At 57.7% G+C, this 23,507-nt stretch carries 23 protein-coding genes; 19 read left to right on the forward strand and 4 right to left on the reverse strand.

Going from position 1 to position 23,507, the window contains the following annotated elements; translation table 11 throughout:
* The first annotated feature begins 168 nt into the window (after positions 1-168).
* The 3 genes from QLG07_RS11400 (at position 169) to queE (ending at position 4,597) form a co-directional block, all read left to right on the forward strand.
* Complete coding sequence (locus QLG07_RS11400) at positions 169-2,055, forward strand: acyltransferase family protein (protein ID WP_282469242.1); 1,887 nt, start codon at positions 169-171, stop codon at positions 2,053-2,055.
* A gap of 108 nt (positions 2,056-2,163) precedes the next feature.
* A complete protein-coding gene (locus QLG07_RS11405; RefSeq protein WP_048917136.1) occupies positions 2,164-3,831 on the forward strand; it encodes a methyl-accepting chemotaxis protein in 1,668 nt (555 codons plus the stop codon).
* 94 nt (positions 3,832-3,925) lie between these two features.
* Complete coding sequence (gene queE, locus QLG07_RS11410) at positions 3,926-4,597, forward strand: 7-carboxy-7-deazaguanine synthase QueE (protein WP_048917138.1); 672 nt, start codon at positions 3,926-3,928, stop codon at positions 4,595-4,597.
* Between the two features lie 51 nt (positions 4,598-4,648).
* Here the strand turns inward: queE and QLG07_RS11415 are convergent, their stop codons facing one another.
* Positions 4,649-5,521, reverse strand: a complete 873-nt coding sequence (locus QLG07_RS11415) for an MBL fold metallo-hydrolase (RefSeq protein WP_282469243.1) — start codon at positions 5,519-5,521, stop codon at positions 4,649-4,651.
* A 99-nt stretch (positions 5,522-5,620) separates the two neighbouring features.
* On the opposite strand from QLG07_RS11415, the gene QLG07_RS11420 reads away from it, so the two are divergent.
* Entirely contained in the window at positions 5,621-6,517 is an 897-nt protein-coding gene (locus QLG07_RS11420; RefSeq protein ID WP_191149893.1) for a LysR family transcriptional regulator, read from the forward strand.
* Between the two features lie 50 nt (positions 6,518-6,567).
* On the opposite strand, the gene queD is transcribed toward QLG07_RS11420, so the two are convergent.
* Entirely contained in the window at positions 6,568-6,927 is a 360-nt protein-coding gene (queD, locus tag QLG07_RS11425) for a 6-carboxytetrahydropterin synthase QueD (protein ID WP_048917133.1), read from the reverse strand.
* Positions 6,928-7,213: 286 nt separating this feature from the next.
* Here queD and cysJ point away from each other — a divergent pair, with 286 nt between their 5' ends.
* The 3 genes from cysJ to QLG07_RS11440 are packed head-to-tail and all read left to right on the forward strand — an operon-like array spanning position 7,214 to position 11,475.
* Positions 7,214-9,016, forward strand: coding sequence for an NADPH-dependent assimilatory sulfite reductase flavoprotein subunit (cysJ, locus tag QLG07_RS11430; RefSeq protein WP_282469244.1), 1,803 nt, complete (start codon positions 7,214-7,216; stop codon positions 9,014-9,016).
* The gene (gene cysI, locus QLG07_RS11435) at positions 9,016-10,731 is read left to right on the forward strand and encodes an assimilatory sulfite reductase (NADPH) hemoprotein subunit (RefSeq protein WP_282469245.1); all 1,716 of its coding nucleotides are present in this window, start codon (positions 9,016-9,018) and stop codon (positions 10,729-10,731) included. The genes cysJ and cysI overlap by 1 nt, the downstream gene beginning before the upstream one ends.
* A gap of 12 nt (positions 10,732-10,743) precedes the next feature.
* A complete protein-coding gene (locus QLG07_RS11440) occupies positions 10,744-11,475 on the forward strand; it encodes a phosphoadenylyl-sulfate reductase (RefSeq protein ID WP_048917130.1) in 732 nt (243 codons plus the stop codon).
* 126 nt (positions 11,476-11,601) lie between these two features.
* Here QLG07_RS11440 and QLG07_RS11445 read toward each other — a convergent pair whose 3' ends face one another.
* Together QLG07_RS11445 and QLG07_RS11450 are read right to left on the reverse strand one after the other, a co-directional pair.
* Entirely contained in the window at positions 11,602-11,886 is a 285-nt protein-coding gene (locus tag QLG07_RS11445; protein WP_282469246.1) for a YciI family protein, read from the reverse strand.
* Between the two features lie 15 nt (positions 11,887-11,901).
* Positions 11,902-12,888: an aminopeptidase gene (locus tag QLG07_RS11450; protein ID WP_282469247.1), complete on the reverse strand. Its 987-nt coding sequence runs from the start codon at positions 12,886-12,888 to the stop codon at positions 11,902-11,904.
* Positions 12,889-13,142: 254 nt separating this feature from the next.
* Between QLG07_RS11450 and cysG the strand changes: the two genes are divergently transcribed.
* The 12 genes from cysG to nlpD all read left to right on the forward strand — a co-directional run bounded on the left by cysG (position 13,143) and on the right by nlpD (position 23,496).
* The gene (gene cysG / locus QLG07_RS11455) at positions 13,143-14,558 is read left to right on the forward strand and encodes a siroheme synthase CysG (RefSeq protein WP_133622883.1); all 1,416 of its coding nucleotides are present in this window, start codon (positions 13,143-13,145) and stop codon (positions 14,556-14,558) included.
* Positions 14,559-14,567: 9 nt separating this feature from the next.
* Entirely contained in the window at positions 14,568-15,476 is a 909-nt protein-coding gene (gene cysD, locus QLG07_RS11460) for a sulfate adenylyltransferase subunit CysD (protein ID WP_048917126.1), read from the forward strand.
* 9 nt (positions 15,477-15,485) lie between these two features.
* A complete protein-coding gene (cysN, locus tag QLG07_RS11465) occupies positions 15,486-16,916 on the forward strand; it encodes a sulfate adenylyltransferase subunit CysN (RefSeq protein WP_282469248.1) in 1,431 nt (476 codons plus the stop codon).
* A 1-nt stretch (position 16,917) separates the two neighbouring features.
* A complete protein-coding gene (gene cysC, locus QLG07_RS11470; protein WP_048917124.1) occupies positions 16,918-17,523 on the forward strand; it encodes an adenylyl-sulfate kinase in 606 nt (201 codons plus the stop codon).
* A gap of 89 nt (positions 17,524-17,612) precedes the next feature.
* Complete coding sequence (locus QLG07_RS11475) at positions 17,613-17,933, forward strand: DUF3561 family protein (protein ID WP_048917123.1); 321 nt, start codon at positions 17,613-17,615, stop codon at positions 17,931-17,933.
* Between the two features lie 192 nt (positions 17,934-18,125).
* The gene (gene ftsB / locus QLG07_RS11480) at positions 18,126-18,440 is read left to right on the forward strand and encodes a cell division protein FtsB (RefSeq protein ID WP_048917122.1); all 315 of its coding nucleotides are present in this window, start codon (positions 18,126-18,128) and stop codon (positions 18,438-18,440) included.
* Between the two features lie 8 nt (positions 18,441-18,448).
* Positions 18,449-19,156: a 2-C-methyl-D-erythritol 4-phosphate cytidylyltransferase gene (gene ispD / locus QLG07_RS11485; protein WP_048917121.1), complete on the forward strand. Its 708-nt coding sequence runs from the start codon at positions 18,449-18,451 to the stop codon at positions 19,154-19,156.
* A gap of 12 nt (positions 19,157-19,168) precedes the next feature.
* Complete coding sequence (ispF, locus tag QLG07_RS11490; protein ID WP_048917120.1) at positions 19,169-19,642, forward strand: 2-C-methyl-D-erythritol 2,4-cyclodiphosphate synthase; 474 nt, start codon at positions 19,169-19,171, stop codon at positions 19,640-19,642.
* 2 nt (positions 19,643-19,644) lie between these two features.
* Positions 19,645-20,694, forward strand: a complete 1,050-nt coding sequence (gene truD, locus QLG07_RS11495; protein ID WP_282469249.1) for a tRNA pseudouridine(13) synthase TruD — start codon at positions 19,645-19,647, stop codon at positions 20,692-20,694.
* Between the two features lie 158 nt (positions 20,695-20,852).
* Positions 20,853-21,614, forward strand: coding sequence for a 5'/3'-nucleotidase SurE (surE, locus tag QLG07_RS11500; RefSeq protein WP_048917116.1), 762 nt, complete (start codon positions 20,853-20,855; stop codon positions 21,612-21,614).
* On the forward strand, positions 21,608-22,234 hold the full coding sequence (locus tag QLG07_RS11505) for a protein-L-isoaspartate(D-aspartate) O-methyltransferase (protein WP_282469250.1): 627 nt from the start codon (positions 21,608-21,610) through the stop codon (positions 22,232-22,234). Before surE ends, QLG07_RS11505 begins: the two co-directional genes overlap by 7 nt.
* A 152-nt stretch (positions 22,235-22,386) precedes the next feature.
* Positions 22,387-23,496: a murein hydrolase activator NlpD gene (gene nlpD / locus QLG07_RS11510; RefSeq protein ID WP_048917114.1), complete on the forward strand. Its 1,110-nt coding sequence runs from the start codon at positions 22,387-22,389 to the stop codon at positions 23,494-23,496.
* Positions 23,497-23,507 lie beyond the last annotated feature (11 nt).

Genomic DNA, 23,507 nt, shown 5'->3' on the forward strand with positions numbered 1-23,507 from the left:
GAAAAGCCTCGTCTGCGGACGGGGCTTTTTTTTGCTTATTATATTATTTTCAGTGAGTTAGATGAGAATTCTTCCGATGCGGAAAAGTCCTGGTTCACGGCGGGTGGGGCGTTTTCTTCGGTAATTTTGTGTAAATTCCTGGTACTATTTGTAATCGGGAACGTGAAAATGAAATACCGTGCTGATGTTGACGGGCTACGCGCACTCGCCGTACTGCCCGTTATTGCGTACCACATGGGGATGGGTGGTATACCCGGCGGCTTCACCGGGGTGGATATTTTCTTCGTCATTTCAGGCTATCTGATCTGCGGGATTATCTATAACAACGCGATGGCGGGAAATTTCTCTTACCTCGACTTTTATAAGCGCCGCTGCCTGCGCATTCTGCCGCCGCTGTTTGTGGTGCTGCTGGCTACGCTTGTCTTTGGTTATTACCATCTGCTACCCGCGCAGTTTAGCGACCTGAGCAACAGTGCTCTGGCGGCGCTGCTCTCCGCCTCTAACATCTTCTTCTGGAAAACCACCGGTTACTTTGACGGCCCGGCCGATCTGAAACCCCTGCTGCACACCTGGTCGCTGGCGGTTGAAGAGCAGTTCTATATCCTCTTCCCTATCGTACTGCTGTGGGTGGTGCGCCTGTTCCGCAGCCGCACGACGCAGGTGATGCTGCTGGTCATTGTCGCCTCGCTGCTGCTGAGTATCTATGGCGTGACCCGCAAGCCGACATTTACCTTTTACATGCTGCCAACCCGCGCCTGGGAACTGGCGCTGGGGGGGATTATTGCGGTTGCCGGGCTGGAAGCAAAAACGGCGCGCTTAACCGCCGGGTTGAAGCACGGCATGAGTCTGACCGGGCTGGCGCTGATCCTCTACGGCTTCTTCCAGCTGAATACCGATATGCCTTTCCCGGGGTGGAATGCGCTGTGGCCCTGCGTCGGTAGCTTCCTGATTATCCTTGCCGGCCAGCAGTCAGTGGTCTCGCGCGTGCTGGCCCTGAAGCCGATCGTCTATATCGGCATGATCTCCTACTGCCTGTACCTCTGGCACTGGCCAATTATCGTCTATGCGCGCATGTTCTTTAACTTCGAGCCGGGCGTGCGCGAGCTGACGATCCTTGGCCTGACGTTTGCCCTGGCGATTGCGTCACGCTATCTGATTGAAATACCTTTCCGCTACAAACTGGCCTGGGTTTCCCCCGGGCGTATTGTGACCGCATCGGTGGTTGGCCTGGCGGTGATGTCTGCCGGGGCGATCTATAAGGGCCATCTCAGCAACGGCTCCGGGCAGTTCTCAGCGCAGGCGCTGTCGCTGGCGCAGTATGCGCAGTACAGCAAAATGCCGGAGTTTGACTATCAATACCGTCGCGGGCAGTGCTTTGTCGATGGCAAAAGCCATGAGGACAAACCGTTTGACCGCCAGTTCTGCCTGCAAACCGTGCCGGAAAAGAAGAACTACGTGATGATCGGTGACAGCCATGCGGCGCACCTGTGGCGTGCTGTCAGCCTGGCGGCAGGCAGTGACATCAATGTTATCCAGGCGACCTCGGCGGGCTGTAAGCCGCTCTCCAGGCAGTCTCTGCGCAATCCGTGCAGCGAGCTGGTGGATTACGTGTATGACCAGTGGATACCCGAGCATAAAATTGATGGCGTGATTATTTCCGCGCGCTGGGCAGCGGAAGATATTGCGCCGCTGCGCGCCACGCTCGACCATTTGAAAACGCGTTCGGATAACATCATCGTGATGGGGCCGACCGTGGAGTACACCGAAGCCCTGCCGGACCTGCTGGCCTATCAGACCGACGGTCGCAAAGATCTGGTCGCCTCCTCCGTCAAGAAAGAGGTGCGTGCAACGGATGCGCAGATGAACGCGGCAATGCTGGCGCAGGGGACGCGCTATATCTCGGTCTACTCGATTGTCTGCCCGGGTAACGTCTGCCGGGGAATCGCCTCCGACGGCCATCCGCTCTCTAACGATTACGGCCATTTCACCCTCAGCGGAGCGAAAGATGTGGCAAAGCAGGCGATGATTCAGATGCACGACAAAAACTTTATGTAACCCGCCACCCCCGGCAGCCGTCGGGGGTTTTTGTAATTAATTTAAGTAAGAATCATCTTATGCCGATACTACCTGTACCAGGAGTTTTCCTATTACAGAGTGGGCATCATGCTTAAAAATATCAAAGTCGTTACCAGCATTATCATTATGCTGCTCATTTTCAGCACGCTGCTGCTGGTTTCCAGCGCGCTGTCGTTTAATGCCATCAGCAAGGACAAGGATAATTTTACCCGCGCCACTATCCTGACCCAGCAGCAGGGGCAGCTGAGCGACGCGTGGCAGACGCTGGTTAAGACCCGCGTCACGATTAACCGTGTGGCCATCCGCATGCTGAAAAATCAGACGGACGAGAAGTCCCTGGCCGCCATCAGTAAGCTGCTGAGCCAGGCACAGGAGACGCTGGATGATGCGAACCAGCACTTCGCCCGTTATAAAAGCTTCCCGATGCAGGTTGGCGAAAATGAACAGCTTGCGAACACCGTTGAGCAGCACTATCAGCAATTTTCCGAAACGTTAAAAATGTCAGTGCAATATCTGGGTGCCAATAACTATCAGGCTTACGGCAATCTGGAAGCGCAGGAAGCCCAGGATAATCTGGAAAAAAGTTACGATACCTGGCGCGTCCAGAATGGCAAACTGCTGCAGACCGGCACCGAAGATAACCAGCAAGGTTATCGTAATATGGTGTGGACGCTGGCGCTGGTGGTACTGAGTCTGGTGCTGCTGGTTATTGCCGTCTGGATGGTGATTAAACGCGTGCTGCTGACGCCGCTGAAACAGCTGCTGGAACATATTCAGCGCATCGCCTCCGGTGACCTGTCAGAAACGCTGGTGGTGGCAGGGCGCAGTGAAATGGGGCTGCTGGCTGAGGGTCTGACGCAGATGCAGCAGTCGCTGATCGGCACCGTGAGCAACGTGCGCGACAGCGCTAACGCCATCTACACCGGCGCCAGCGAAATCTCGCAGGGCAACAACGACCTCTCGTCGCGCACCGAGCAGCAGGCTGCCTCGCTGGAGCAGACTGCAGCCAGCATGGAAGAGCTGACGGCGACCGTGAAGCAGAACGCCGAAAATGCGCGTCAGGCCTCATCACTGGCAAAAAGCGCGTCAGAAACGGCAGAAAAGGGCGGGCGTGTGGTCAATGGCGTGGTGAAAACCATGAGCGAAATTGCCGACAGCTCCAAAAAGATTGCTGATATCACCAGCGTGATCGACGGCATCGCCTTCCAGACCAATATTCTGGCGCTTAATGCCGCGGTGGAAGCCGCGCGTGCCGGTGAGCAGGGGCGTGGATTTGCCGTGGTGGCGGGGGAAGTGCGTAATCTGGCGCAGCGCAGCGCTCAGGCGGCGAAAGAGATTAAAGGGCTGATTGAAGCCTCCGCAAGCCGCGTGGATGCTGGTTCCCAGCAGGTTACCACCGCCGGGGAGACCATGAACGACATCGTGAGTGCGGTGGTGCGCGTCACCGACATTATGGGGGAGATCTCCTCCGCCAGCGACGAACAGAGCCGCGGTATCGACCAGATTGGTCAGGCAGTTACCGAGATGGACCGCGTGACGCAGCAAAACGCCGCGCTGGTGCAGGAGTCCGCAGCCGCTTCAGCCTCACTGGAGGAGCAGGCGGGCCGTTTGTCGCAGGCGGTAGCGGTGTTTAAAATCAGCCAGCATCAGGCAAAGAGCCTGACGGCGCCCGCTGTTAAGGTGCAAAAGCCGCTAAAGCTGACGGCTCCGCGCCAGGTAACGGCCAGCGATGAAGGCAGCTGGGAGACCTTTTAACGTCTGATGGCGGGAAAAAGCACAGTGTGATTGGCCTTATCCCGTCAATCTGCCATAATCTGCGCCCTTAATTTAGCCGCCAGTCGAGATGTGCATGCAGTACCCGATAAATGAAATGTTCCAGACGTTGCAGGGCGAAGGTGTTTACACCGGCGTGCCGGCAATTTTTATCCGCCTGCAGGGATGCCCGGTGGGCTGCAGCTGGTGTGATACCAAACACACCTGGGATAAGCTGGCCGATCGGGAAACCTCGCTGGGGGATATTCTCCTGAAAACCGTAGAAACCGATGCCTGGGGCGCGGCGGATGCGGCGGCTCTGCTTGAGGTTATCCGTCAGCACGGTTGGACGGCTAAGCATGTCGTGATTACCGGTGGTGAACCCTGTATTCACGATCTGACGCCGTTGACCGCAGCATTGCAGGAGAATGGCTTTAGCTGCCAGATTGAAACCAGCGGGACCCACGAGGTGCTCTGTACCCCGGAAACCTGGGTTACGGTCTCACCGAAGGTGAATATGCGCGGCGGTTACGATGTGCTGAACCAGGCATTAATCCGCGCCGACGAAGTGAAGCACCCGGTAGCACGCCAGCGTGATGTTGACGCGTTGGACGATTTGCTGGCGACGCTCAGCGATGATAAAACGCGGATTATCGCGCTGCAGCCGATCAGCCAGAAAGACGATGCGACCAGGCTGTGCATCGAAACCTGCATTGCGCGTAACTGGCGCCTGTCGATGCAGACCCATAAATATCTGAATATTGCCTGATTAACCCTCTTTCGGGCCGATCGTTTCGATGATCGGCCCGCTATCAATGGCCTACATCGGCCACTTCATTTCGCCTTTCAGTACCTTAGCGCTTAATTCCAGGCTGGATGTATCCTTCAGCTGCGGATATTGCGCGTTCATTGCGGCAATAAACGCGCGCGAGTCCTGACTTTTGGCAAGGTTCTTTTCCGCAGCCTGCAGATAGCGCTGAGTAAAGTTTACCGAAGTTATCGTTTCTGCCGCGCCGGGCAGGAAATGGCCCGGGATCACCCGCAGTGGTCGCAGGGCTTTGATATCCTCCAGCTTCTGCTGCCAGACGGCGCGCTCTTCGGCCGATTGCGCGTCCGCCAGCCAGACGTGAATATTATTGCCTGATACCAGCACGCCCCCCAGCGCGGTTTTTAGCGTTGGGATCCACAGCCAGCTATTCTGCGGCTGCGGGCCATCGATCCCTTTCACTTCAATAACCTCGCCGTCAACCTTGAGCGTGTGACCCTCCAGTACCTGCGGGACAATCAGCGACCGCGGGGCATTCTCCGCCATCTTCGGCCCCCAGAATGCCAGCTTGCCATCTTTAGTCTGTTTTATCAGATCGACCGTGGCGGCAGTGGCAAGGATTTTTGCCTGCGGGAAAGCGTTATGGATGGTTTCAAGGCCGAAGTAGTAGTCCGGATCGGACTGGCTGATAAACACCGTGGTCAACTGCTTGCCGGTTGCTTTGATGCGTTTTACCAGTGCTTCGGCATCATTGCGCTGAAACTGGGCGTCAATCAGCACCACTTCACGCGGGCCGGAGATAATTTCGCTGGAGACCGCAAAGATACTCGATTCGCCAGGGTTATAAACTTCCAGCTTCAGTGATTCAGCCGCATAAAGTGGAGCGCTGGCAGCAATAGCCAGCAACAGAGTAAGACGAGCTTTCATAATGGGCACCTTAAGCCTGAAAAGAACCAGTTTAAGTTGCATAAATCAGCAGATAAACCGACTATCAGGCAACAGATTGTTGCATAAAACGGACAAATCATGGATCGCCTCACTGCAGCCCACGTCTTTATTACCATTGTTCAACGCGGCAGCCTGTCCGCCGCGGCGCTCACCCTTGATATGTCGCGAGCGATGGTCACCCGCTATCTTACCCAGATGGAAAGCTGGTCAGGGGCGCGCCTGCTCCACCGCAGTACGCGCCGACTGAGTCTGACCCCGGCCGGAGAACATGCGCTGGTTCGCTGTGAGCAGATTATCGCGCTGGCGCAGGAGATAGAGCACAGCCCGCCGCCGCAGGGCCAGGCGCTGTCGGGCCGCCTGCGCATCTCCTGCTCGCTGTCACTCGGGCAGAGCGTATTGATGAGGGCGATCGAGGTATTCCAGCAGCGGCACCCGCAGGTGCATATCGATCTGCACATCAGCAATGAGCGGGTCAATCTGATAGAGGAACGTCTCGATCTGGCGCTTCGAATCACGGCGCAGCTTGACCCGAATGCGATCGCGCGCCGGCTGGATACCTGCCGCTCGGTGATTTGCGCGTCACCCGCTTATCTGGAGCAGGCGGGAACGCCGCAGCTTCCGGCGCAGCTGGCGCAGCACAACTGCCTGTGTTATTCGCACTTCGGCAAAAGCCTGTGGCATTTCAGTCAGGGGGGGGAAAAGCAGGCGGTGGCAGTCAGTGGTAATGTGAGTGCCAATGACTCCGTGATGCTGCTGTCAGCGACGCTGGCAGGCGTGGGCATCTCAATGCAGCCAACCTACAGCGTAACTCCCTTGCTCGCCAGCGGTCAGCTGGTCGCGCTGCTGCCGCAGTATCAGTTAGAGGAGCTGGGGCTGTATGCGATTTATACCTCACGCCAGCATCAGCCACCGCGCCTGCGGGCGCTGCTGGATTTTCTGGCAGAGTGGTTTCGTGGGGAACAGGTGCAGAGATAGCAGAAGATGACAACGAGGGATCCAGGGGCGAGGCATGCCTCGCCCACCATTTAACCGCGATACACGCAGCCAGCCGTGCAGGTTTCTTTCACCATTACCGCGCTAAGCAGCGGCAGCACCGGTTTCATCTGCTGCCAGATCCAGGCAGCCAGTACTTCGCTGGTCGGGTTCTCAAGGCCCGGAATATCGTTAAGATTGTAGTGATCCAGACGATCGTAGACCGGCTTAAAGGCCGCTTTGATCTCTGAGAAATCCATCACCCAACCGGTATGCGCGTCCACTTCGCCTGTAATTTCCAGCCGGACCATAAACGAATGCCCGTGCAGGCGGCCGCATTTGTGCCCGGCTGGCACGTTTGGCAGGTGGTGCGCGGCTTCAAATTGAAAATCTTTAAATAGCGTGGTCGCCATAATTGCAGTCTCAGTCTTTGTCTTAAAAACCGCCGCAGGATACCGGAAAACAGCTTTTTTCGCACCCGTTTCACAGCTATTGGCAGTAAGTGAAAGTGTTATCAAATGGTGACGCTTCCAACTCGTTGAAAAATAACACGATGATTAATCTGTTTTGCTGCTAACGCTTACCCGAAAAACCGTTTAGTCATTTTGGTTATTAATTATTTCCAACCCTTATTTAAGGGTTATTATGCTTGCCCTTACCCTGTTGCTATAGAACTTCGACTGTGGAATTTTCAACGCAATGACGACTCAGGCTCCCAATAACTTGCTTCCGTTAAACCCGGACCAGCTCGCCCGCTTGCAGGCAGCCACCGGTGATTATTCAGCGACCCAACTGGCGTGGCTTTCCGGTTATTTCTGGGGCATGGTTAACCAGGCGCCGGGTAGTGCTGTTGCGGCGGCGCCTGCTGCGGTTGAAGCACCCACCATCACTATTCTTTCCGCTTCTCAGACCGGCAATGCCCGCCGGCTCTCTGAACAGCTGCGCGATGACCTGCTGGCCGCCAAACTTAACGTAAACCTGGTGAATGCCGGCGACTACAAGTTCAAGCAGATTGGCCAGGAAAAACTGCTGGTGGTAGTGACCTCCACTCAGGGGGAAGGCGAACCGCCGGAAGAGGCGGTGGCGCTGCATAAATTCCTGATGTCGAAAAAAGCGCCAAAAATGGACGGCAGCGCCTTTGCGGTGTTCGGCCTTGGCGATACCTCATATGAGTTCTTCAGCCAGGCCGGGAAGGATTTCGACGGCAAGCTGGCTGAGCTGGGCGGTGAGCGCCTGTTAGAACGCGTGGATGCCGACGTGGAGTACGCGGCGCAGGCGGAAGCCTGGCGCAAACAGGTCGTTGAGATCCTCAAGGCACGCGTGCCGGATGCCAGCGCCACCCAGTCAGCGGCAGCCGCGGCGGGCAGCGTGAATGAAATTCACAGCAGCCCGTACAGTAAAGAAGCGCCGCTGACCGCCAGCCTGGCGGTGAACCAGAAAATTACCGGCCGCGACTCCGATAAGGACGTGCGCCACATTGAAATCGACCTTGGCGATTCCGGCCTGCGCTACCAGCCGGGCGATGCGCTTGGCGTCTGGTTTGAGAACGATGCCGCGCTGGTGCAGGAACTGCTGGAGCTGCTGTGGCTGAAAGGTGACGAGAGCGTTACCGTTGATGGCAGCACCCTGACGCTTGCTGAAGCGCTGCAAAAACATTATGAACTGACGGTGAATACCCCGCAGATTGTTGCGGAGTATGCCAAACTTTCCCGTCATGAAGCGCTGCTGGAAACGGCCGGCGATAAATCCAGACTGCAGCACTTCGCGCAGAACACGCCGATTGTCGATATGGTGCGTTTCGCCCCGACCGAACTGAATGCCGAACAGCTGACCGGCCTGCTGCGTCCGCTGACGCCACGCCTCTACTCGATTGCCTCTTCCCAGGCAGAAAGCGAGAGCGAAGTGCATATCACCGTGGGCGCGGTGCGCTATGAGATTGAAGGGCGTGCCCGTGCGGGTGGGGCATCCAGCTATCTTGCTGACCGCCTTGAAGAAGACGCGGAAATCCGCGTGTTTATCGAGCATAACGACAATTTCCGCCTGCCCGCCAACCCGGAAACGCCGGTGATTATGATTGGTCCTGGCACCGGTATCGCCCCGTTCCGCGCCTTTATGCAGCAGCGCGACAACGATGGCGCCAGCGGTAAAAACTGGCTGTTCTTCGGCAATCCGCACTTTACTGAAGACTTCCTCTACCAGGTTGAGTGGCAGCGCTACGTCAAAGATGGCCTGCTGACCCACATTGATTTAGCCTGGTCGCGTGACCAGCAGCATAAAGTTTACGTTCAGGACAAGATCCGCGCCAAAGGGGCGGAAGTGTGGCGCTGGATTGAAGAGGGCGCGCATATTTACGTCTGTGGCGATGCTAACCGCATGGCGAAAGATGTAGAACAGGCATTACTGGAAGTGGTAGCTGAATTTGGTGCAATGGACATCGAATCGGCCGATGAATTTTTGAGTGAGCTGCGCATTGAGCGCCGTTATCAGCGAGATGTGTACTAATGAGCGATGAAAAATATCCAGGACCGCTGGTTGTCGAAGGCAAGCTGGTTGACGCCGAGCGTCTGAAAAAAGAGAGCAACTATCTGCGCGGCGGCATCGCAGAAGACCTGAATGATGGTCTGACCGGTGGCTTCAATGGCGATAACTTCCTGCTGATCCGTTTTCACGGTATGTACCAGCAGGATGACCGCGATATCCGTGCCGAGCGCGCCGAGCAGAAGCTGGACGCACGTCATGCCATGATGCTGCGCTGCCGTCTGCCGGGCGGCATTATGACGCCAACCCAGTGGCTGGCGATTGATAAATTCGCCGCCGACAACACCATTTATGGCAGCATCCGTCTGACCAACCGTCAGACTTTCCAGTTCCACGGCATACTGAAAGGCAACGTGAAACCGGCGCACCAGATGCTGCATGAAGTGGGCCTCGACGCCCTGGCGACCGCCAATGACGTGAACCGTAACGTGCTGTGCAGCTCAAACCCGATTGAGTCCGAGCTGCATCAGGAAGCCTACGAGTGGGCGAAGAAGCTCTCCGAGCATCTGCTGCCGCAGACCCGCGCTTACGCTGAGATCTGGCTGGATCAGGAGAAGGTCGCGACCACCGACGTGGAGCCGATCCTCGGCGAAACCTATCTGCCGCGTAAGTTCAAAACCACCGTGGTGGTGCCGCCGCATAACGATGTCGATCTGCACGCCAACGACATGAACTTTATTGCCATTGCTGAAAACGGCAAGCTGATCGGCTTCAACCTGCTGGTAGGCGGGGGCTTATCTATCGATCACGGTAACAAAGCAACTTACGCCCGCACCGCAACCGAGTTCGGCTATCTGCCGGTTGAGAAGATCCTCGATGTGGCGGCTGCGGTGGTGACCACCCAGCGCGACTGGGGCAACCGCACCGATCGTAAAAACGCCAAGACCAAATACACTCTGGAGCGCGTCGGTCCTGAGGTGTTTAAAGCGGAGGTTGAACGCCGTGCCGGTATCACCTTTGAGCCGACCCGTCCTTATGCGTTTACCACGCGTGGCGACCGCTTCGGCTGGGTGAAGGGCATCGATAACAAATGGCACCTGACCCTGTTTATCGAAAACGGCCGTATTCTTGACTATCCTGGCCGGCCGCTGAAAACCGGCCTGGCGGAGATCGCCAAGATCCATCAGGGCGACTTCCGCTTAACCGCTAACCAGAACCTGATTGTCGCGGGCGTGCCGGAGTCGGAGAAAGAGAAAATTGAACAGCTGGCGGTATCGCATAGCCTGATGGAGAACGTCAGCCACCAGCGTGAAAACTCGATGGCCTGCGTCGCGTTTCCGACCTGCCCGCTGGCGATGGCCGAAGCCGAACGTTTCCTGCCAGAGTTTGTCACCCGCGTTGAGGGGATCCTGACTCAGCACGGCGTCGGCGATGAGCACATTGTGCTGCGCGTCACCGGCTGCCCGAACGGCTGTGGCCGTGCGCTGCTGGCCGAGATCGGGCTGGTAGGCAAGGCGCCGGGCCGCTATAACCTGCACCTTGGCGGTAACCGCATCGGGACGCGTATTCCGCGGATGTATCGTGAAAACATCAACGAAGAGCAGATCCTGGCTACCCTTGATGAACTGATTGGCCGCTGGTCGCAGGAGCGTGAAGCCGATGAAGGCTTTGGTGACTTCACCATCCGTGCCGGTGTGGTTAAGCCGGTACTCGATCCGGCCCGTGATTTTTGGGAATGATGGAGGCGTGATATGGCAGTTCTCGATCTCTCTGCACTGAACGAGTTACCGAAGGTTGAGCGCGTGATGGCGCTCGCCAAAATTAACAACCAGCTGGACAAACTCTCCGCCGAGGATCGGGTGATCTGGGGCCTGGAGAATCTGCCGGGCGAAGCGGTGCTGACCTCCAGCTTTGGTATTCAGGCGGCGGTCAGCCTGCACCTGGTTAACAAACAGAAACCCGGCATTCCGGTGATCCTTACCGATACCGGTTATCTGTTTCCGGAGACCTACCAGTTTATTGACCAGCTGACTGAGAAGCTGGATCTTAACCTGCAGGTGTTCCGTGCTGAGCACAGCCCGGCATGGCAGGAAGCGCGCTACGGTAAGCTGTGGGAGCAGGGCGTTGAGGGCATCGAACGCTACAACCAGATCAACAAGGTCGAGCCGATGAACCGCGCGCTGGAAACGCTGAAAGCGCAGACGTGGTTTGCCGGCCTGCGCCGCGATCAGTCCGGCAGCCGTGCGCATCTGCCGGTGCTGGCGATCAAAAAAGGGGTATTTAAGCTGCTGCCGATTATCGACTGGGATAACCGCCAGGTTTATCAGTATCTGCAGCAGCACGGCCTGGGTTATCACCCGCTGTGGGAACAGGGCTACCTGTCGGTGGGCGACACCCACACCACGCGCAAGTGGGAGCCAGGTATGGCAGAAGAAGAGACCCGTTTCTTCGGCCTGAAGCGCGAGTGTGGGCTGCACGAGTAATATGCCGGCCGGGTGAGGCATGCCTCACCCCTGCGCACTGACGCGTGCTCCCCGTCGGGATATTCTGAGCACTCGGTTTTTTGCACGGGTCGGGCACGCCCGACCCGCTGATCCAGCCAGCGTAAATCAAATCCCCGTCAGCTCGGCAAACTTCTTCGCGGAGCGGGTAATATTCACTTTGGTGACGTCATAGCTGGCGACCTGCTGGAAGGGGTCTTCTGCCAGAATCACATCCAGCTGTTTCCGATCCATTTCCCTTACCATGATCATGCCACCGGTGCGCGGATCTTTACGTCCAGCGCTGATAAAGGCCCCGGCGGTGAAGTAACGATTGAGCCAGTCAAGGTGCGGCTCTAACAGCACTTCAACTTCTTCCATTGGGCGGGTGTAGGTCAGAAATACGATATACATCGGCAACTCCAGAGTTTAAGGATTAGCAAGTTCGCGGATCAGCGGCAGCAGCACGGTGACGCTGTCGTGCGTGCGGCGCGTGATGCGGCCCGGCAGCCAGCGGTCAATATAGGCCAAATTATCACGCTGTGCCTGATGGCGCAGCAGGGTGGGGAATTTCTCAGCGACTGCCCGTGGCGCCTTTCCGTTGACCCCATCGCTGGCCTTCACCAGCAGCAGCGGGAAGCCTGCGCGATCGAACGGCCCCTGCTCCTGCGCGGCGTTGAGTTTGATGGCGCTGATACCGTGGCGGTGGGCCAGCGCTATTGCCCGGTCGCGCGTCTGCTGGATCACCGCTTTTGGGGTTTTGCTGCCGCTGGTGAACGCCAGCTGATTACCGATAATCAGGCTGTCGAGGTTAATCACCAGCAGGGTGTTATGTTTCTCTTCCGGCGTCATGCGCGACAGGTAATCTTCGCTGCCCTGCTGGCCAATCTCTTCACCGCTGAGCGCCACGAAACGCAGGCTGTAGTGCAGCGGCGTGCTGGCAAGCCGTGCGGCCAGTTCCAGCATCACGCCGAGGCCTGAGGCATTATCATCAACGCCCTGATCGCTCAGTCCCCCGAGATTTTGCTGCATCTCTTTGTCGCTGTGCGGCATCCAGCTGTCGCTGTGGGCGATAATCACAATCTGCTGCGGCACTTTGCCTTCGCGCGCGGCAATCACCGAGGTGGCATTCACATTACGCCACGCCTGATGCCCGTCCTGATATTGATACTGATAGCGGGTATTAAAACGGCGCTGGTCGCTGTAGTAACCCAGCTGGCTGAACTGATGCTGCAAATAGTCGGCGGTGAGCATCTCTGCCGGGCTGCCCGCCATGCGGCCGGGAAAATAGGTGGCGATATGACGTAACTGCTGTTCTGCCATGCTGCCGCTCTTAAGGCTGGCTGCATGAGCTGGCAGACTGAGGCCGCAGCCGAGCAGCGCTGCCAGCGCTCCCAGACGCAGTAGAGTGAACATTTGCGATCCTTAATCGTCATCCTGTGACGTAATGTGCGAAAATATTTGCCGGGCTAGTATGAAATTGTGAAGCGGGTTACACAATTTCAATCTCTCTGAAAGCCCCCAAATATCATCCGTTAAGCACATTTTGTTCGCTGCTTTACCAGGACGTTATTCCATTCAGTAACTACTCATTCCAATTAGTAATTTCATAAGCTTGCTGGCCGGGACGTATAGTCCCTTTAACTTAACGTGTTTAAGACAGGGTTCACGTGGATTATCTCCCTTTATTTGCTGATATCAGGCATAAGCCGGTGCTGGTGGTAGGCGGCGGCGATGTTGCTGCGCGCAAGATTGAGCTATTGCGCCGCGCCGGAGCACACGTGCAGGTGGTCTCACAGCAGCTGTGTGAAGAGCTGACGGCACTGGAGTCCAGCGGCAGTATCGAATGGCTGGCGACAGAGTATCAGGCCGCGCAGCTCGACCGGGTATTCCTGGTGATTGCCGCAACCGACGACGGCGATTTGAACGGCCAGGTTTTCATCGATGCCACCGAGCGCCATCTGCTGGCGAACGTGGTGGATGACCAGCCGAAGTGTTCATTTATTTTCCCTTCTATTGTTGACCGCTCCCCGCTGGTGGTGGCGATCTCCTCCAGCGGTACGGCGCCCGTGCTGGCACGCCTGCTGCGCGAGAAGCTGGAATCTCTGCTGCCCGCCAACCTCGGCCAGATGGCAGAAATCGCCGGGCAGTGGCGCAACAAGGTCAAAGCACGTTTTAACATGATGTCGGATCGCCGCCGCTTCTGGGAAAAGGCGTTTAACGGCCTGTTTGCCAACCAGGTGGCTTCCGGCAATGTCGAGGGGGCAAAGCGCACCCTTGACCAGCAGCTCACGGACCCGGAAGCGTCCCAGGGCGAGATAATCCTGGTGGGTGCGGGCCCGGGCGACAGCGGTCTGCTGACGCTGCGCGGCTTGCAGGTGATGCAGCTGGCGGACGTGGTGCTGTATGACCATCTGGTCAGCGATGAGGTGCTTGACCTGGTGCGCCGCGATGCCGATCGCATCTGCGTGGGCAAACGTGCTAATGCGCACAGCGTATCGCAGGAAGAGACCAATCGCCTGCTGGTAGAGCTGGCTCGCCAGGGGAAACGCGTGGTGCGCCTCAAAGGCGGTGACCCGTTTATCTTTGGTCGCGGCGGCGAAGAGCTGCAGGCCGCAATGGCGGCGGGCATTCCCTTCCAGGTGGTACCAGGCGTCACCGCCGCAGCGGGCGCCACCGCTTATGCCGGGATCCCGCTGACGCACCGCGATTACGCGCAGAGCGCCCTGTTTATTACCGGCCACTGCCGTGCAGACGGTGAGGATATGGACTGGCCATCACTGGCGCGCGCCAGTCAGACGCTGGCGGTGTATATGGGAACAATGAAAGCCGGGGAGATTTCCAGCCAGCTGATCGCTCACGGTCGCGACCCGCACACGCCAGCGGCGGTAATCAGCCGCGGCACCCGTCAGGACCAGCAGGTTCTGACCGGCACCTTACAACAGCTTGAAGAACTGGCACGCAACGCCCCAACTCCGGCGCTGATAGTGATTGGCGAAGTGGTCAATCTGCATCAGCAGCTGGCGTGGTTTCAACATTCAGCGCAGCAGGATGGACGCGAGTCCCCCGTTGTGAATTTGGCTTGAGGAAAAGTTATGGATCAAAAACGACTCACTCATCTGCGTCAACTGGAAGCGGAGAGTATCCATATTATTCGCGAAGTGGCGGCAGAGTTCGGCAACCCGGTGATGATGTACTCCATCGGAAAAGACTCATCGGTGATGCTGCATCTGGCGCGTAAAGCCTTCTACCCGGGTACGCTGCCTTTCCCCCTGCTGCACGTTGATACCGGCTGGAAATTTCGCGAGATGTACGAGTTCCGCGACCGCATGGTGAAAAACATCGGCGCCGAGCTGCTGGTGCACCGTAACCCGGAAGGGGTGGCGATGGGGATTAACCCGTTTGTCCACGGCAGCGCGAAGCATACCGACATCATGAAAACCGAAGGGCTGAAGCAGGCGCTGGATAAGTACGGCTTTGATGCGGCCTTCGGCGGCGCACGGCGTGATGAAGAGAAGTCACGCGCCAAAGAGCGTATCTACTCCTTCCGCGACCGCTTCCACCGCTGGGACCCAAAAAATCAGCGTCCTGAGCTGTGGCACAACTACAACGGCCAGATTAATAAAGGTGAAAGCATTCGCGTGTTCCCGCTCTCTAACTGGACCGAGCTGGATATCTGGCAGTACATCTTCCTGGAAAACATTGAAATTGTTCCGCTCTATCTGGCCGCCGAGCGCCCGGTGCTGGAGCGTGACGGTATGCTGATGATGATCGATGACGATCGCATTGACCTGCAGCCGGGTGAAGTGATCGAACAGCGCATGGTGCGTTTCCGTACCCTTGGCTGCTGGCCGCTGACCGGAGCGGTGGAGTCAGAAGCGCAAACGCTGCCTTCGATCATTGAAGAGATGCTGGTCTCCACCACCAGCGAGCGCCAGGGGCGCATGATTGACCGCGATCAGGCAGGCTCCATGGAGCTGAAGAAACGTCAGGGTTATTTCTAAGGAGCCGTCATGAACACTATCATTGCACAACAGATTGCCGATCAGGGCGGGGTGGAAGCCTGGCTGCACGCACAGCAGCACAAAAGCCTGCTGCGATTCCTCACCTGCGGCAGCGTCGACGACGGCAAGAGCACGCTGATTGGCCGCCTGCTGCACGACACGCGCCAGATTTATGAAGACCAGCTCTCCACGCTGCATAATGACAGTAAGCGTCACGGCACCCAGGGGGAGAAACTTGACCTTGCGCTGCTGGTGGATGGCCTGCAGGCCGAGCGCGAGCAGGGCATCACCATCGACGTGGCATACCGCTACTTCTCCACCGAGAAGCGCAAATTTATCATTGCCGACACCCCAGGCCACGAGCAGTACACGCGCAACATGGCGACGGGGGCCTCAACCTGCGACCTGGCGATCCTGCTGATCGATGCGCGCAAAGGCGTGCTGGATCAGACGCGCCGCCACAGCTTTATCTCGACGCTGCTGGGTATCAAACACCTGGTGGTGGCAGTCAACAAAATGGACCTGGTGAACTACAGCCAGGAGACGTTTGAGCAGATCAAACAGGACTACCTTGATTTCGCGGCGCAGCTGCCGGCCAATCTTGATATCCGCTTTGTTCCGCTGTCGGCGCTGGAAGGCGAAAACGTGGCGTCAGCCAGTGCGCAGATGAACTGGTACAGCGGCCCGACGCTGCTGGACGTGCTGGAAACCGTTGAGGTGCAGCGCGTGGTAGAGCAGCAGCCTATGCGTTTCCCGGTGCAGTACGTCAACCGCCCGAACCTCGACTTCCGCGGCTATGCCGGGACGCTGGCTTCCGGCGTGGTGCAGGTAGGGCAGCGAGTGAAAGTGCTGCCGTCCGGCGTGGAATCTTCCATTGCGCGCATCGTCACCTTTGATGGAGATCTGGAGCAGGCAGCCGCTGGCCAGGCGATTACCCTGGTGCTGAAGGACGAGATCGATATCAGCCGTGGCGATCTGCTGGTGGCGGCCGATGCCGATCTTAAGCCGGTACGCGGCGCAGCGGTTGACGTGGTGTGGATGGCGGAACAGCCGCTGTCACCGGGTCAGAGCTTTGACGTCAAAATCGCCGGCAAGAAGACCCGCGTGCGCATCGAAAATATTCAGCATCAGGTGGAGATCAATAACCTGACGCAGCACGTTGCTCAACAGCTGCCGCTGAACGGTATTGGCCTGGTCGATGTCATTTTCGATGAGCCAATGGTGCTCGACGCTTATCAGCAGAACCCGGTAACCGGCGGGATGATCTTTATCGATCGCCTGAGCAACGTCACCGTGGGCGCAGGCATGATCCGCCAGCCGCTGGCAGAGGAGATGCAGCAGCACAGCGGCGATTTCAGCGCCTTTGAGCTGGAGCTGAACGCGCTGGTGCGCCGCCACTTCCCGCACTGGAATGCCCGCGACCTGCTGGGCGGTAAGTAATATGGCGCAGCATGATGAAAATGTGGTGTGGCACGCCCATCCGGTAAGCCGGGAGGAGCGCGAGTCGCAGCACGGTCATCAGGGCGCGGTGCTGTGGTTTACCGGGCTGTCAGGCTCCGGTAAATCCACCGTGGCCGGGGCGCTGGAGCAGGCGCTGCACCGGATTGGCGTCAGCACCTATCTGCTGGACGGCGATAACGTACGCCACGGCTTATGCCGCGATCTTGGCTTCAGCGATGATGACCGCAAAGAGAATATCCGCCGCGTCGGTGAAGTGGCAAAGCTGATGGTGGATGCCGGGCTGGTGGTGCTGACGGCGTTTATCTCTCCGCACCGCGCCGAGCGTCAGATGGTGCGTGAAATGCTGGGGGAAGGGCGCTTTATCGAGGTGTTCGTTGACACGCCGCTGGCGATTTGTGAAACGCGCGATCCAAAGGGGTTATACAAAAAAGCCCGTGCCGGAGAGCTGCGTAACTTCACCGGCATTGACGCGGTGTATGAAGCGCCAGAGCCTGCGGATATTCATCTTGATGGCGAACAATTGGTAACACAATTAACCGCTCAGCTATTAGACCTGCTGCGTCAGCGAGATATCATCAAATCCTGAGATGGCTATGGCCAACGCCCCCTGCGGGGGCGGTGATCGGGTGGCGACGGCGTAACAGGCTGAAGCCGCCCAGCTTCAACGGGATATTTATGCAAAACGTTACCCCCATGCTGGCACGAAAAGACGAACGCGAACGCGAAGAGCCCTCATGGTCTTTTCCCGGCGGTGTCGTGGGCTTTGTTTCCTGGTGGGTCGCGCTGGCGATACCTTTCCTGCTGTATGGTTCCAACACGCTGTTCTTCTTCCTCTACACCTGGCCTTTCTTCCTGGCGTTACTTCCGGTCTCGGTGCTGGTCGGTATTGCTACCAGCGTGCTGCTGCGCGGCCAGCTGCTGTGGACGATGCTGATCACCGCCCTGCTGGTGATTTGCCTGTTCTGGCTGCTGTTCACGCTGCTCAGCGGCTGGTAACCTCTCCTCGTTGATGAACAAACGCATCGCTGCGTTACAAAATTTTGCCGTCGACCTGCGGCTGCCGGGCTGTTTCTGGTGCTTTTTAACGCGTTTTTATGCCGTATTCTGAGAAAGTGGTTCTATTTCACCTGTAGTGTGGAGTCGTACCAAAAGTTATGGGATGATTGAGCCGTTTTTCAGGGGGCGGGGATGGGAAAACTTACGCTGCTGTTACTTGTACTACTTGGCTGGTTGCAATATTCGCTCTGGCTGGGCAAGAACGGCATTCATGACTATACGCGCGTTAATGAGGATGTTGCGGTGCAACAGGCGAATAACGCGAAGCTAAAAGCGCGCAACGATCAGCTGTTTGCCGAAATCGACGATCTTAACGGCGGTTCGGAAGCGATTGAGGAACGCGCACGCAATGAGCTGGGGATGATTAAACCCGGCGAGACTTTCTATCGCCTTGTGCCGGATCAAAACAGAAGAAACGCGCAGCAAGGTCGAACCGCTAACCAGTAACGATACTCATGACTCCTATCGTCTCCTTCCCGGATGTGATTGCCGTGGTTCCTGCGGCAGGCATCGGCAGCCGTATGCTGTCAGAATGCCCAAAACAGTATCTCACCATTGATGGAAAAACCCTGCTCGAGCATAGCCTGGATGCGTTACTGGCGCACCCGGCGGTAAAGCGCGTCATTGTTGCCCTGAGTCCGCTGGACAGCCATTTTTCTCAGCTGCCGGCTGCGCGGGATCCGCGCATCACTACCGTGATCGGCGGTGGCCAGCGTGCGGATTCGGTACTGGCCGGGCTTCAAGCGGCTGATGGCGCGGATTGGGTGCTGGTGCACGACGCAGCGCGCCCCTGTCTGCACCTCACTGACTTAACCCGCCTGCTGGCGATAACCGCGACCAGCCAGGTTGGTGGCATTCTTGCCGCGCCGGTGCGCGATACCATGAAGCGCGCCAGCCACGGACGCGCAGATATCGACCACACCGTCGATCGTGAAGCGCTGTGGCACGCACTGACCCCGCAGCTGTTTCCGCTCACCCTGCTGCGCGACTGCCTGCTGAAAGCAATTGAGGAAGGCGCCACCATCACCGATGAAGCCTCGGCGCTGGAATACTGTGGCTACCGTCCCGAACTGGTCAGCGGCCGCAGTGATAACCTGAAGGTGACGCGCCCGGAAGACCTCGCGCTGGCGCAATTCTATCTCACCCAAATACACAAAGATTAAGGAGTGCGCGTGATGCGTATCGGACACGGTTTTGATGTACATGCCTTTGGCGGCGAAGGCCCGCTGATTATTGGCGGCGTGCGTATCCCCTATGAAAAAGGTTTACTGGCGCACTCCGACGGCGACGTGGCGCTGCACGCGCTGACGGATGCGCTGCTGGGGGCTGCTGCACTCGGCGACATCGGCAAGCTGTTCCCGGACACCGATGATGCCTACAAAGGCGCCGACAGCCGCGAGCTGCTGCGCGAAGCGATGCGTCAGATCGCCAAAAAAGGCTATCGCGTGGGTAACGTCGACGTGACGATTATTGCTCAGGCGCCAAAAATGCTGCCGCACTCGCCGCAGATGCGCATCAATATCGCTGAAGATCTCGGGATCCATATGGATGAGGTCAACGTTAAGGCGACCACCACTGAAAAGCTCGGCTTCACCGGGCGCGGCGAGGGCATCGCCTGTGAAGCCGTTGCGCTGTTGATGAAGGCATAACGATGGATTTAACCACTCAGGGCTGGCTGTACGGCCAACCCACCGCCAGCGGCGTACTGAAAGCCAACGCTGAAGATTTCGTGGTGATTGAAGACCTTGGCTACGCGCCGGATGGTGACGGTGAACAGCTGCTGGTGCGCATTCGTAAAACCGGCTGCAACACCCGTTTCGTGGCGGAAGCGCTGGCAAAGTTTGCCGGGATCCACCCGCGGGACGTGAGCTTTGCCGGAATGAAAGATCGCCATGCGGTCACCGAGCAGTGGTTCTGCCTGCGTATTCCGGGCAAGGTCACGCCCGATCTCAGCACCTTTGAACTGAGCGGCGTGCAGGTGCTGGAAAGCGCCCGTCATCGCCGCAAGCTGCGTACCGGTGCGCTACAGGGCAATGCGTTTACGCTGATCCTGCGCCAGATCTCCGACCGCGCTGCGGTGGAGCAGCGCCTGCAACGGATCGCTGCGGGCGGCGTACCAAACTACTTTGGCAGCCAGCGTTTTGGTCATGAAGGCAATAACCTGACGATGGCCCAACGCTGGGCGGCGGATGAGATCAAAGTGCGCGAGCGTAATAAGCGCAGCTTTATTCTGTCGGCAGCGCGCAGTGCGATGTTTAATCAGGTGGTCAGCGATCGCCTGGCGCAGCAGGGCTCGCTGGGCAAAGTGTTAGCAGGTGATGCACTGCAGCTGACCGGGCGCGGTAGCTGGTTTGTGGCGGAAGCCGCAGAGCTGGAGAGCCTGCAGCAGCGCGTGGATAACAATGAGCTGCGCGTCACCGCACCGCTGCCGGGATCGGGCGAGTGGGGCACGCGTGAGGATGCGCTGGCCTTTGAGCAGAACAGCCTGGCAAGTGAAGCAGCGCTGATCGCGCTGATGGATCGTGAGCGTGTTGATGCGGCGCGCCGTGCGATGCTGGTTATCCCGCGTGATTTGCGCTGGGAGTGGCAGGATGATGCGACGCTGGAGATGAATTTCTGGCTACCGGCAGGCAGTTTTGCCACCAGCGTGGTGCGCGAACTGCTGCAGACGCAGAACAGTGCCAGCGAGGTGGATGAGTAAGCTCATTCGCCGGGCCACCATGATTAACCAGACATTTACACCTACCACTACCCACCGCATCCAGCTAAAATGCCTTCAGCCGCCCCAGGAACCCCCGGGAATTTTCAGACAGTTTCCGGGGCAGGTGTACAAAAAAATTATCAACAGGTTAGGTGTAAATGCGCATATTGCTGAGTAATGATGACGGTATCCATGCGCCAGGCATCCAGACACTGGCGAACGCCCTGCGTGAATTTGCCGAGGTGCAGGTGGTCGCGCCCGATCGCAACCGTAGTGGCGCCTCCAATTCGCTGACGCTGGAGACGCCGCTGCGGACCTTTAACTATCCGAATGGCGATATTGCCGTGCAGATGGGCACGCCGACGGACTGTGTCTATCTTGGGGTGAATACCCTGATGCAGCCAAAGCCGGACATTGTCGTCTCAGGCATCAACGCTGGCCCTAATCTGGGCGATGACGTGATCTACTCCGGGACCGTCGCTGCCGCGATGGAAGGGCGCCACCTCGGGCTGCCTGCGCTGGCCGTGTCGCTGGACGGGCATCAGCACTATGACACCGCAGCGGCGGTGACCTGTTCGATCCTCAAAGCGCTACAGCGTGAGCCGCTGCGCACCGGGCGTATCCTCAATATCAACGTGCCCGACCTGCCGCTGGATCAAATTAAAGGCATCCGCGTGACGCGCTGCGGCAGCCGCCATCCCAGCGATCGGGCGATTCCCCAGCAGGACCCGCGCGGCAATACGATGTACTGGATTGGCCCGCCGGGTGAAAAACTGGATGCCGGCCAGGGAACCGATTTCGCTGCCGTCGATGAAGGCTATGTTTCCGTGACCGCTCTGCATGTTGACCTGACCGCGCATGCCGCACAGGAAGTGGTCTCCTCCTGGCTGGAAAGCGTTGAGGTCAGCCGCCAATGGTGAGTGGTCGTATAGAGACGTTGCTGGCGCAGCTGCGCCTGCAGGGCATCGATGACGAACGGTTGCTAAAGGCGATTGAAGAGGTGCCGCGCGAGCGTTTCGTCGATGAGGCTTTCGAACATAAAGCCTGGGAAAATACCGCTTTGCCGATTGGTTCCGGGCAGACCATTTCCCAGCCCTATACGGTCGCCAGAATGACCGCGCTGCTGGAGCTGACGCCGGCATCCCGCGTGCTGGAGATCGGTACCGGCTCAGGGTATCAGACGGCGATTCTGGCGCATCTGGTGGAGCATGTCTGCTCGGTTGAGCGCATTAAAGGTTTGCAGTGGCAGGCCAAGCGCCGCCTTAAGCAGCTCGATCTGCATAATGTCTCTACCCGCCACGGCGATGGCTGGCTTGGCTGGCCATCGCGCGGCCCGTTCGATGCGATTATCGTCACCGCCGCGCCGCCGGAGATCCCCACTGCGCTGATGTCACAGCTCGACGAGGGCGGCATCATGGTGCTGCCGGTAGGGGAAGAGCAGCAGGTTCTGCAGCGTATTCGCCGTAAGGGCGATGAGTTCCTGATTGAGAATGTTGAAGCGGTGCGCTTTGTGCCGCTGGTAAAAGGCGATCTGGCCTGAGTCAGATTAAACCAGGACATTTCTATACAACTGTTCCGTGGCACGCCATCATTGATATTGTTAGTATCTGATTAAATTTGCGCATGCGGGCCTTGCTGCCGTCAGCTATGTTGCGTCTCTGAAGTTAAAGTATTGCCGTAAGTGGGGGATTAATGAGCACGGGAAGCCCAGTATTTAAATTGCGCCGTATTGCGGCCGTTTCATTGGTAGGATTTTGGCTGGCAGGTTGTTCCAGCAGCGATAACACGCAGGCCCCCATCAGCTCCGTTGGCGGAAATGACTCCGGCATGATGAGCAGCAATCCCGCGATGAGCAGCGCATCAGGCGCCAGTTCCGGCGGCAGCAACGGCGGGTTTATTCCCCCGGCTCGCCCCCCGTCTACTGGCGGTATGGTCACCCCTTCTGCCGCCCCTGAGCAGAACGTAACCACTGAAAATGGCCACATCGTCTACAACCGTAGTTATGGGAATATTCCGAAAGGTAGCTACGGCGGCGACAGCTATACCGTGAAACGCGGCGATACGTTGTTCTATATTGCCTGGATTACCGGCAACGATTTCCGCGACCTTGCACAGCGCAACAATATCGCCGCGCCTTACAGCCTCAACGTCGGCCAGCAGCTGCAGGTCGCTAACGGTACTGGTACGCCTATTACCGGCGGCAATGCGGTTACGGCAGCCGATGCGACCGCTGGCGGTGTCAGCACGCCGCCATCCGGTGCGCAAATGACAACCGCAACGGTTGCACACCAGCCGGTAATTACGTATTCTGAGGATTCAGGTACACAAAGTGGAGGCAAAATGCTGCCTTCGTCCGGTAAAACTGCTGCAACGACAACAGTGCCGGTTACCGCCCCGACCGTAAGTAGCACGACGGACAGCACTACCCCTGTGGGAAGCTGGCGTTGGCCAACAGATGGTAAGATCATTGATAACTTCTCTGCTTCCGAAGGGGGCAACAAAGGTATCGATATCGCGGGATCTCGTGGTCAGTCCGTCGTTTCCACCGCCTCCGGTCGCGTGGTGTACGCCGGTAACGCGCTACGCGGATACGGTAATTTGATTATCATCAAACATAATGATGACTACCTGAGTGCTTATGCCCATAACGATACGATGCTGGTCCGTGAACAACAAGAAGTGAAAGCGGGCCAGAAGATTGCAACCATGGGCAGTACCGGCACAAGCTCGGTTAGATTGCACTTTGAAATTCGTTACAAGGGGAAATCCGTAAATCCGTTGCGTTATTTACCGCAACGTTAATCCGGCAGAAC

Origin of the sequence: Erwinia sp. V90_4 (assembly GCF_029967685.1) — a bacterium.
GTDB lineage: Bacteria > Pseudomonadota > Gammaproteobacteria > Enterobacterales > Enterobacteriaceae > Erwinia > Erwinia aphidicola.